This is a genomic window from Amycolatopsis sp. w19 (assembly GCF_051373225.1).
Lineage (GTDB): Bacteria > Actinomycetota > Actinomycetes > Mycobacteriales > Pseudonocardiaceae > Amycolatopsis > Amycolatopsis japonica.
The window spans coordinates 245,149-254,778 of sequence record NZ_JBPQFM010000011.1; the positions used below are offsets into that span (position 1 = coordinate 245,149).

Genomic DNA, 9,630 nt, shown 5'->3' on the forward strand with positions numbered 1-9,630 from the left:
GGGCGTTTTCCGGGGTGGTCGTGAGTGTTTTCGGTCGTTCTAACGACAATCGCCACTCACGACCCCGCTCGAAAACCGTACAAATAAGACTCAAACGGACATTTACTCGACTGCCGGCGTCCTTTGTGGACGGAAACAGGTGAACCTCCTGTCATCCGCCGTACGCCGAGAGTGGTACCGGCCAGCACTTATGCGACTTTGCCGGGACCCTGGCGTCTAGCGCAAGGAAGGGGGCCTTCGCGTACAGCCGTCACCTCAGCGACCGCAGCGATCCACGCGTTCCCACGGCCAATCCGAGACGAGCCAGCGTGCGACGGCGTCGGCGAGCACGGCATCCAGCTCCGCTTTGTCGGCCCGGACCCAGGACTGCACCGTGACGTCCCAGTCCTCGGAGGCCGTGGGATACAGGTAGACGCAACCGATGACGTCGCCGTCGGCCGGGCTGAGGACGGTGAACGTGAAGCCTTTGTGTCGCGCGAAGTCTTCGGCGTGGCGGCGCAGGTCGGCGATGTTCTCGTCGAGGGTCATGCCGTCGCGCGGCGGCCAGTCGCCGTCGGGATAGCCGGGTGTGGAGCGGATGTGCTCGATACTCGACATCCAGGCGGCATGGTCGGCCGAATTGTGTTCCGGTCCCAAGGGTTCGAGGCGGAACTCGTCGGTGACGAGCGCGGTCGGCGGGACGAAACCGGCTGGTACGAAAGCATCCGCGGGCATGGTCGGGACCGTAGTGGCGGATCAGGCCGATCGCACTCGAGTTTCGCGCTTGCCGTCGTGCCGTGGGCGGGCCAGCATGATCGGGTGTCAGACGAGGGGATGGAGCAGCGCCTGCTCGACGCGGTCCGCGACGGCGAGGTGCTCGACCTGACCGGTGGCAGAAGGGTCGATCCGGCCGAGATGCCGTCGTGGGGAAGCAGCCGCACCGTCTCCGCGGCGCTGATCCGTGACCTGGTCCGCGGCCGCCGGGACGTCGAGGTGGATCCACACGGCCTGCGGCTGCGCGGGGCGCGGATCACCGGCCGCCTCGATCTGGCGAACATCGCCGGCGAGAGGCGGGTCGAGCTGGTCGACTGCTTCCTGCCCGACGGCCTGGACCTGCGCGACGGCCGCCTGCCGGGCCTGGTGCTGGACCGTTCCCGCTTCGGGCATTCCGCGCAGGATCCGCCGGTGGACGCCGAAAGGTTCACCACTTCGGCGATGACGATGAAGGGCGTGGTCGTGAACGCCCGCACTCCGGCCGGTGCGGTCCGGTTGCGCGGGGCCCATCTCGGGGTGCTGGAATGCGACGGGGCGCGGCTGGAGAACACGTCCGGGCCCGCCCTGCAGGCCGACCGGCTGCACGTCGATCACGGCGTGTTCCTGCGCGCCGGATTCCGGGCCACCGGCGCGGTCCAACTGGTCGACGCCCACGTCGGCTTGCTGGATTGCGGCGGTGCGTGGCTGGAGAACCCGGCCGGGCCTGCCTTGTACGCCGACGGTCTGAAGGTCGACCGGGCCGTGTTCCTGCGCGCCGGGTTCCGGGCCACCGGCACCGAACCCGCCGTGATCCGGTTGAACGGGGCGTCGATCGAGGGCTCGCTGTGGTTGGACACCAGTGAGGTGACCCGGTCGGATCAGGCGTCGGGGGCTCTGATCGATATCGCCGAGACGACCTACGGAGACCTTCCGGAGCAGATCGGTTTGTCCCGGTGGCTGGAGCTGTTGCGTGCCCGTACGCCCGGCTACGCCGCCCAGCCCTATCAGCAGTTGGCCGCCGTCCACCGGGCGGCCGGCCACGACGCCGAAGTGCGGGACATCCTGATGGCGCAACGGCGTGATCAGATCCGCCGCGGCGGGCTTCGGTGGCACGACCGGATGTGGGCCCGGTTCACCGGGCTGGCCCTCGGCTTCGGCTATCAACCGTGGCGAGCGCTGCTGCTGTTGCTCACCGTCCTCGCCGGTTCGGTCATGCCGGCCCTCGTCCTCGGCGGGCAGGGCGGCCTGGCGCACACCGCGCGCGAGCGCACCGGCGACGCCATGCGCTGTCGTGGAACGGATCGGGGTGGGGCTGGATCTCGGGCTGCCACTGGTCAAGACGGGAGCGCGGGAGCTGTGCGCCCCCACCGGTACCGCCACCGGGCAGGCCCTCACCGTCGCGGGCTGGGCCCTGCAGCTGGCGGCGTGGGCGTCGGCCACCCTGTTCATCGCGGGTTTCACCGGCGCTGTCCGGAAGACCTGACGCCTACTTCTCGAAAACGAGGTCGAAATCCTTGCGCCAGGTGGATCCCTGATCCTCGGACGCCTCCCAGCGGCCCGTGATCCGATCCGGCTCGACCTCCGCGACGAACCGTTGGAACATGTCGGGGTCTTCCCGGCTCAGGCTCCAGTTCGTTCCGTCGAAGGTCATGGCGAAGACCCGGCACACACCTCGTTCATCGTGATACAGGGCCGTATACGCGTCGCGGGTGTCGCTGCGGCCGAGAACCAGGACCATCTCGCTCGCGGCTTGCCCGTCCTCGCCGTCCATCGTCCAGCGAAGGACCACGAACGCCTCACCGAGCCACTCGATCGTCGCCGAACCCGGCACCTTTCGATCGGCCGGTTCCAGGAACCACGCGTCGCTCAGCGTCGTCCGCCACGATCCGACCAGGACGTCCAGCCGCTCCATGGCTTCGTTGCGCATCGCTGCCTCCCCGCGTGGCCCGGTGATCGCCAGCGTAGGCGCAACGCCCGGCGAGGTCAGCGCCGGAGCGCTCGATAGCGCTTGAGCAAGGCGGTGATCCGCACTGGGTCGGCGTCGTCGTTCAACTCGGTGAGCAGGTCGTCGGGGCACAACTCGTAATGGTCGCCCCACCATCGCCGCCCCTTGTTGTCCCAGATCCGGTATCCGCCAGGCACTCCTCTTGCCACGTATCGCCGCTTCGACAATCAGCCACCCCCTGTGCCGTCCTTTGGTCACAGGATGGCACTAGGCGGCACGTAGGGTGGGGTGGTCGTGAGTGTTCGGGTCGTTCTAGTCAAGGTGTCTTGGCTACCTACCTGTTGCCGGTCTCAGGCTCACGGTCTGTGAAGGTGCTGGAGGTGTGGCGCGGAAGCCACTTTCGCAACCTTCAACGTTGCGAAAGTGGCGTTCGCAACCCCTCGGCGACGGCCGAGCCCTGCCGAGCGTCGTCCGGCCAGACACGGATGTCGTCCAACCGGTCACGCGAAACCGCCCGACCGTAGGTACCTAAGACACCCTTGGCCCTAACGACCCAAAACACTCACGACCCGAAGGCGGGACTGAGACCGTCACTGCCGCCGGCCTCGCCGATGATAAGCATATGCGTATCATAAGCGTAGTGCAGCCATTTCGGGCTGAAGCGACGTGAGGAGCGAGCATGATCAGAGGTAAGTGGATGCCCGGCCATGCCGCGGACTTCTCCGGAGACGTGCTGGTCAGCGTCACCGCGTTGACGCTGGACGACTTCCGGAGCACACCGGGTGCTTATCAGGCGGGCTACGTGCTCAGCCGCGAGTGGCCCCGGCTGCCCGGCGCGGTCGGCCAATGGCTGTGGGCGGAACCGTTGCGCCGGCGGCTGGGATCGGTTTCGGTGTGGCGCGATCACGAGGGCTTGCGTGGGTTCGTCGGATTGCCCGCCCATGTGGCGATCATGCGGAAGTACCGCGACCTCGGTACCACCCGCGCCACCACCTGGCGCACCGCCGACCTCGATTCGCGGGCCATCTGGCGAAGGGCGGACCAGTGGCTGAGGGAGAAGTGAGGCCACGAACCCGCCGCCGGGAACGGTGCCCGGCGGCGGTTTCACGGTCACAACGAGGACGAGCAGACCCGTAGCGGTCCGACACGAGCACCGGCAGGGAAGTTCGTCGCGGCGACGTTCCAACCGCCGAACGCGTTCGCGGTCGCCTCGGGGTTGTTGGACGACGGAGGGCCATAACCCGCGTCGACCATGATCCAGCCCGACCAGGTCACCCCGCCGTCGAACGAGGAGTTGCGCGTGATGGGGCGGAACTGCGCGGGAGCCTCGTCACCGCGGGCGAACACGACCAGTTCGCCCGAACTCGTCGCGGCCGCGCCCGGTTCGGACACCGCGCCGCCCCGTGGCGCCCCGAGGTCGAACCAAGAGCCCCAGGACGAGCCGTTGTAGCTGATCCCCGCGACCCGCGAGTTGGTCGTCCGCACGAACACGTCGACCAGTCCCGGCCCCCGGGAGACGGCGATCGGGTCGACGGCGAACCTGCCGCCGAGCCCGACCCAGTTGCTCCAGCCGGCCCCGACCCGCTCCAGGTAGTACAGATCGTCGGCCTGGCCGCGCGTGACGACCGCGACATGGCCCGGCCGCGAGGAGACCCCGATCGGGCTGGACGTCAGCACTCCGCCGAGGCTGGTGTGCGGACCCCAGACGCCGTTCACGTATTCGCGGTACCACAGTTGTTTGTTGGAGCCCCGATAGAAGACGATGAGATGCCCGGGCCCGGCCGAAACCGCGTGCGGATTCCAGGTGATCACCCCGCCGAGGTTCTGCCAGCCGGACGACACACCGTTCTCGAACTGCATGAAGTACAGCGCGTCGTCGGCGCCGCGGACGAAGACCGCCGAATGCCCCGGGCCCCACGAGACGGCGCCCGGCTCGGAACGTGACACGCCTCCGAGGTTCTGGGCGGTGATCACTCCGTTCGTGCGGGGGTCCACCTGAGTGCGGAAGACGTTGCCGGACGAGCTGACCTGGAAGATGTCCAGCGGCCCGTTCGGCATCGAGGCAAGACCTGGATCGATGTTGCTGCCCCGGCTGAGTTCGGCGCACCCGACGGCGGCGTTCGCCATCGCCGGACACAGCATGGTGGCGGCCACCACCGCGACTATCGCGGAAAGCTTCCTCAATGCGCGCAAGTTCCCTCCCTGCGTCGAAGAGATCGAGCAGGAATCCTGACCGGCGACACGACACGGGACTGTTGTGAACATGTTGTGGCGGCCCGCGGAACCGTCAGGTGCCGCGGCATATCGTCAGCCGGACGGTCACGTCTTCGACAGCGGCGCGGCCCGGTCGGCCAGCGGGCCACCGGCGTGCAGAAGGGTCTCCAGGGAGCGGAGCGGCTCGGGAAGGACGGTGTACCAGCTCCAGGTGCCGCGTCGCTCCCGATCGAGGATGCCCGCCGCGACCAGAACGCGGAGATGATGACTCAGCGACGGCTGCGGCATGTCGAACTCTTCGGCGAGATCGCAGAAGCAGGCCTCGCCGCCGGGTGAATGACGGACCAGCGACAGCAGCCTGATCCGGATCGGGTCCGAGAGGGCCTTGAACAACTTCGCCGCCTGCTCGGCCTCGTCCTGGGCGATGACCGCCGCGGGCTCGGCCATCAGCAGGGTGATGGGCACCGGCTTCCGGCCGCGCCCGTGCTCCGTCGCCATGTGTCCTCCTCGGTCGGAGTGACCTTCGACGGCGAGCGTACCCGGTGGATTGACAAATATCGATGCAAGTCCTTGAATCTGGATTCGTGGACTTCGATCCAGTCGAACGCCGAGAGGACTCCGCCGATGACCCGCACACCCGAGGTGTTGTTCGTCTGCGTGCACAACGCCGGTCGTTCACAGATGGCCGCGGCGTTGCTGCGGCACTACTCGCTCGGCCGGATCACTGTCCGGTCCGCTGGTTCGGAGCCCGCCGCGATGGTGAACCCGGCCGCGGCCGCGGCGCTCGCGGAGTGGGGCTTGGACATCACCGCCGAGGTGCCGAGCAAGCTGTCCACCGAGGACGTCGAGGCATCCGACGTGGTGATCACCATGGGCTGTGGGGACACCTGTCCGGTGTTCCCCGGAAAGCGGTACCTGGACTGGCCCCTTGAAGACCCGGCGGGGCAGGGCTTGGACGCCGTCCGTCCGATCCGGGACGAGATCGACCGCCGCGTCCGCGGCCTGGTCGCCGAAATCCTCGACGCCTGAACGACTTCCCGGAGCCAGGAGGCCCCAACGTGACGCATACCGCCGACGAGCCCGATGTCCTGCGCAAACTGTCCTTTCTGGACCGTTATCTGCCGGCTTGGATCATCGTCGCGATGGGTGCCGGGCTGCTGCTGGGCAGCGTGATCCCCGGTCTGCGGGAAGTGCTGGACGCGGTGAAGATCGGGCAGGTGTCGCTGCCGATCGCGCTCGGGCTGTTGCTGATGATGTACCCGGTCCTGGCGAAGGTCCGCTACGACCGGCTCGGCGCGGTGACCAAGGACCGGCGCACGATGGTGCTTTCCTTGGTGCTGAACTGGATTCTCGGCCCGGCGCTGATGTTCGCGCTCGCCTGGCTGATGCTGCCGGACCTACCCGAGTATCGGACCGGCCTGATCATCGTCGGTCTCGCCCGGTGCATCGCGATGGTGATCATCTGGAACGACCTCGCCTGCGGTGATCGCGAGGCCGCGGCGGTGCTGGTCGCGGTGAACTCGGTCTTCCAGGTGCTGATGTTCGGGGTGCTCGGCTGGTTCTACCTGGACCTGCTGCCCGGCTGGCTCGGTCTGGACACCTCGAGCGTCGACTTCTCACCGTGGGAAATCGCGCTCAGCGTCGTCGTTTTCCTCGGCATCCCGCTCGCCGCGGGCTATCTGTCCCGCCGCGCGGGGGAGCGGAACAAGGGCCGTGAGTGGTACGAGGGCACGTTCCTGCCGAAGATCGGCCCGGTCGCGTTGTACGGCCTGTTGTTCACCATCGTGATCCTGTTCGCCCTGCAAGGGGAGACCATCACGTCCCGGCCTCTCGACGTCGCCCGGATCGCCTTGCCGCTGCTTGCCTACTTCGCCGTCATGTGGACCAGCGGATATCTGCTGGGCAAGGCGTCCGGGCTGTCCTACGAACGCACCACGACACTGGCGTTCACCGCCGCGGGCAACAACTTCGAACTCGCGATCGCCGTCGCCATCGGCGTTTTCGGCGTGACGTCGGGCCAGGCGCTCGCCGGGGTCGTCGGACCGCTGATCGAGGTCCCGGTGCTGGTCGCCCTGGTGTACGTGAGTCTCCGGCTGCGGAAACGCTGGACCACGAAAGCCCCGGTGGAGTGATCGGAACCGCGCGGGCGAGGGTCACGACCGTGTCAGGACCTCCGTCTCCGGCGTGACGCAGCATCCACCGGACGCCGCGTCGTCAGGCTCGTCGAACAGCCCGGCGCCGCCGCATACGCCGGTTTCGGCCATGTGCAATTCGATGCGCGTCGCCGCTTCGTGATCACCGGCGAGTTCGGCGGCGATGCTGCGGACCTGTTCGTAGCCGGTCATGGCGAGGAAAGTCGGCGCTCGGCCGTAGCTCTTCAACCCGGCCAGGTAGAAGTCCTTCTCCGGGTGGGCGAGTTCCTTCGCGCCGTGCGGGTAGACGGTTCCGCAGGAATGCACGTTCGGATCGATCAGCGGCGCGAGGGCGACCGGCGCCTGCAGGGTCGGGTCCAGCTCCAGCCGGAGCTCCGACAACCAGGTCAGGTCCGGCCTGAACCCGGAGAGCGTCACCACTTCGTCGACGTGCTCGATCCGTTGTCCCGCGGAGGAGATCAGCGTGAGCCTCCCCGCGTCGTCGCGTTCGAGCGCTTCTGTGCGGAATCCGGTCACGACGTCGATCAGCCCGGACTTCACGGCCTCCTGAGCCCGCAGGCCGAGCGCGCCCCGTGCCGGGAGCTGGTCGGCGTCGCCACCGCCGAAGGTGTTGCCGACCGACCCGCGGCGCAACACCCAGCTGATCCGCGTACCGGGCGCGTCCTTCGCGAGCCCGGCCAACGCGACCAGCGCGGTCAGCGCCGAGTGTCCGCTCCCCGCGACCACCACGTGTCCGCCCGCGTACCGGTTCCGCACCGCCGGGTCGCCCAGATCCGGCACGCGGTAGGCGATCCGGTCCGCCGCCGCTCGTTCGCCGATGGCGGGAAGTCCTTCCCCGCCAAGGGGATTCGGCGTCGACCAGGTCCCCGAAGCGTCGATGACCGCCCGCGCCGCGATCCGCTCTTCCGAGCCGTCCCCGGCGCGGACATGCACGGTGAACGGCTCCGTGTCGCGGCCGCCGTCCACGACGCGATCCCGGCCTCGCCGCGCGACACCGACCACCTCGGCATCGAACCGCACCCGATGGCCGAGCGCCGTCGCCAGCGGCCGCAGGTACCGCTCGGTCCACTCCGAACCCGTCGGATAAGCCTCATCATCGGGTCGCGCCCAGCCGGTGCCCTCCAGTAACCGCCCGGCCGCCGGAGCGACGAGCTCGGACCAGGCCGAGAACAACCGCACGTGATTCCACTCGGCCACTCCCGCGCCCGCCCCCGCGCCGCGTTCCAACACCAGCGGTTCGAAACCCCGCTCCACCAGCTCGGCGGTCGCCGCCAACCCCACCGGTCCCGCGCCGATCACCACGACAGGCAGCTCGTTCATCCCCAGGCACCTTTCATCGATCTGTCTCGATTGAAGCGATGCGGGAGACTGTATCGACCGCGATCGATTGACGCAACCATCGATTCTGGTCGATACTGTGCGGCATGACCACGGTTGTGCCCGTTCTCCTGCCCGAACATGAAGCCGCGACTTACGCCGGCTGGTTCGCCTGTCTCGCCGAGCCCATGCGGGTCAAACTCCTGCACGCGGTCGCGACCTCGCCGCGTGGCCTGACCGTCGGCGCGCTCACGGAGATCCTCGGAACCAGCCAGTCGACGTGCTCCCACCATGTCCGAAAACTGGCGGAGGTCGGCTTCCTGCACCTGCGCAAGGAAGGCACGGCCACGGTCGTGACGATCAACCAGGCCTGCTGCAGCGGGCTGCCGCACGCCGCCGACGCCGTGATGGGCCTGCTCGCCCCGCGTCCGTGCTGTCCGGAGAACCTGCCGGAAGACGTCGTCGTCCGCGCGCTGCGCGACGACGACCGGGACTCGGTCCGCCGGATCCGTGGTGAAGGAATCGCCACCTTCAAAGCCGAGGTTCCCAGTCGCGAAACCTTTGACCACCGATGGGTCGCCGAGATCGGCGGCGAGGTCGTCGGCTGGGCGGTCGCCGTCCCGGTTTCGGAACGCGAGTGCTATCGGGGAGTCGCCGAGACATCCGTCCATGTCGCTGAAAGCCACCGTGGCCGCGGCGTGGGTAAAGCCTTGATGCACAAGCAAGTCACGGAGGCCGACGCGGCCGGGCTCTGGACGCTGCAGACCTCGGTCTTCACCGATGACCGCGCCTCCATCGCCCTGCATCAGAGTGCCGGTTATCGCACCGTCGGCATCCGCGAGCGCATCGTCCGACGCGACGGCGCTTGGCAGGACGCCGTCTTCCTGGAACGCCGCGGCCCGGTCACCGCCTAGGGCGTGTCCTGTAAGTGATCTAGCTGGGGTTCGGTTGGATTGCGGGTGTGGTTGGTCGTGGTGAGTTGACGGATAAGGCATGGGCGGTGATCGAGCCGTTGCTGCCGCCGCGGCAAGGTGGTGGTCGGCGGTGGCGGGATCATCGCCAGGTCATCAACGCGATCCTGTGGAAGTTGCGCACTGGTGCGCCCTGGCGTGACCTGCCTGATCGTTACGGGCCTTGGAAGACGGCGCATGAGCGGCTGCGGTTGTGGACCAAAGACGGCACCTGGGACCGGATTCTCGACCGGGTGATCGTCAAAGACGACGCCGTTGGCGACCTCGAGTGGATCGTTTCCGTCGATTCGAGTGTGGT

Annotated in this window: 12 protein-coding genes; 6 read left to right on the forward strand and 6 right to left on the reverse strand. The window is 68.0% G+C overall.

Features of this window, described 5'->3' with window-relative positions; all coding sequences use genetic code 11:
• Window positions 1-255 precede the first annotated feature (255 nt).
• Window positions 256-714: a GNAT family N-acetyltransferase gene (locus ACSMFO_RS22755; protein WP_436460424.1), complete on the reverse strand. Its 459-nt coding sequence runs from the start codon at window positions 712-714 to the stop codon at window positions 256-258.
• Between the two features lie 84 nt (window positions 715-798).
• Here ACSMFO_RS22755 and ACSMFO_RS22760 point away from each other — a divergent pair, with 84 nt between their 5' ends.
• Window positions 799-2,295 carry a hypothetical protein gene (locus ACSMFO_RS22760; RefSeq protein WP_436460425.1) on the forward strand — a complete coding sequence of 499 codons (1,497 nt, stop codon included), beginning with the start codon at window positions 799-801 and terminating at the stop codon, window positions 2,293-2,295.
• On the opposite strand, the gene ACSMFO_RS22765 is transcribed toward ACSMFO_RS22760, so the two are convergent.
• A complete protein-coding gene (locus ACSMFO_RS22765) occupies window positions 2,219-2,659 on the reverse strand; it encodes a hypothetical protein (protein WP_436460426.1) in 441 nt (146 codons plus the stop codon). The genes ACSMFO_RS22760 and ACSMFO_RS22765 overlap by 77 nt on opposite strands.
• Before the next feature lie 56 nt (window positions 2,660-2,715).
• On the reverse strand, window positions 2,716-2,886 hold the full coding sequence (locus ACSMFO_RS22770) for a hypothetical protein (protein WP_436460427.1): 171 nt from the start codon (window positions 2,884-2,886) through the stop codon (window positions 2,716-2,718).
• Window positions 2,887-3,356: 470 nt separating this feature from the next.
• On the opposite strand from ACSMFO_RS22770, the gene ACSMFO_RS22775 reads away from it, so the two are divergent.
• Entirely contained in the window at window positions 3,357-3,740 is a 384-nt protein-coding gene (locus ACSMFO_RS22775; RefSeq protein ID WP_436460428.1) for a hypothetical protein, read from the forward strand.
• Between the two features lie 47 nt (window positions 3,741-3,787).
• Here the strand turns inward: ACSMFO_RS22775 and ACSMFO_RS22780 are convergent, their stop codons facing one another.
• Both ACSMFO_RS22780 and ACSMFO_RS22785 read right to left on the reverse strand, forming a co-directional pair.
• A complete protein-coding gene (locus tag ACSMFO_RS22780; protein WP_436460429.1) occupies window positions 3,788-4,870 on the reverse strand; it encodes a hypothetical protein in 1,083 nt (360 codons plus the stop codon).
• A 126-nt stretch (window positions 4,871-4,996) separates the two neighbouring features.
• Complete coding sequence (locus ACSMFO_RS22785; RefSeq protein ID WP_174492024.1) at window positions 4,997-5,389, reverse strand: ArsR/SmtB family transcription factor; 393 nt, start codon at window positions 5,387-5,389, stop codon at window positions 4,997-4,999.
• A gap of 126 nt (window positions 5,390-5,515) precedes the next feature.
• On the opposite strand from ACSMFO_RS22785, the gene ACSMFO_RS22790 reads away from it, so the two are divergent.
• A complete protein-coding gene (locus tag ACSMFO_RS22790) occupies window positions 5,516-5,920 on the forward strand; it encodes an arsenate reductase ArsC (RefSeq protein WP_436460430.1) in 405 nt (134 codons plus the stop codon).
• A 29-nt stretch (window positions 5,921-5,949) separates the two neighbouring features.
• Window positions 5,950-7,023: an ACR3 family arsenite efflux transporter gene (arsB, locus tag ACSMFO_RS22795; protein WP_436460431.1), complete on the forward strand. Its 1,074-nt coding sequence runs from the start codon at window positions 5,950-5,952 to the stop codon at window positions 7,021-7,023.
• A 21-nt stretch (window positions 7,024-7,044) separates the two neighbouring features.
• On the opposite strand, the gene ACSMFO_RS22800 is transcribed toward arsB, so the two are convergent.
• Window positions 7,045-8,364, reverse strand: coding sequence for an NAD(P)-binding domain-containing protein (locus ACSMFO_RS22800; protein WP_436460432.1), 1,320 nt, complete (start codon window positions 8,362-8,364; stop codon window positions 7,045-7,047).
• A gap of 104 nt (window positions 8,365-8,468) precedes the next feature.
• Between ACSMFO_RS22800 and ACSMFO_RS22805 the strand changes: the two genes are divergently transcribed.
• Window positions 8,469-9,275 carry a helix-turn-helix domain-containing GNAT family N-acetyltransferase gene (locus ACSMFO_RS22805; protein ID WP_436460433.1) on the forward strand — a complete coding sequence of 269 codons (807 nt, stop codon included), beginning with the start codon at window positions 8,469-8,471 and terminating at the stop codon, window positions 9,273-9,275.
• Window positions 9,276-9,313: 38 nt separating this feature from the next.
• Window positions 9,314-9,630: IS5 family transposase (locus ACSMFO_RS22810; protein ID WP_436460438.1), on the forward strand; the 317-nt coding region annotated here is incomplete at its 3' end.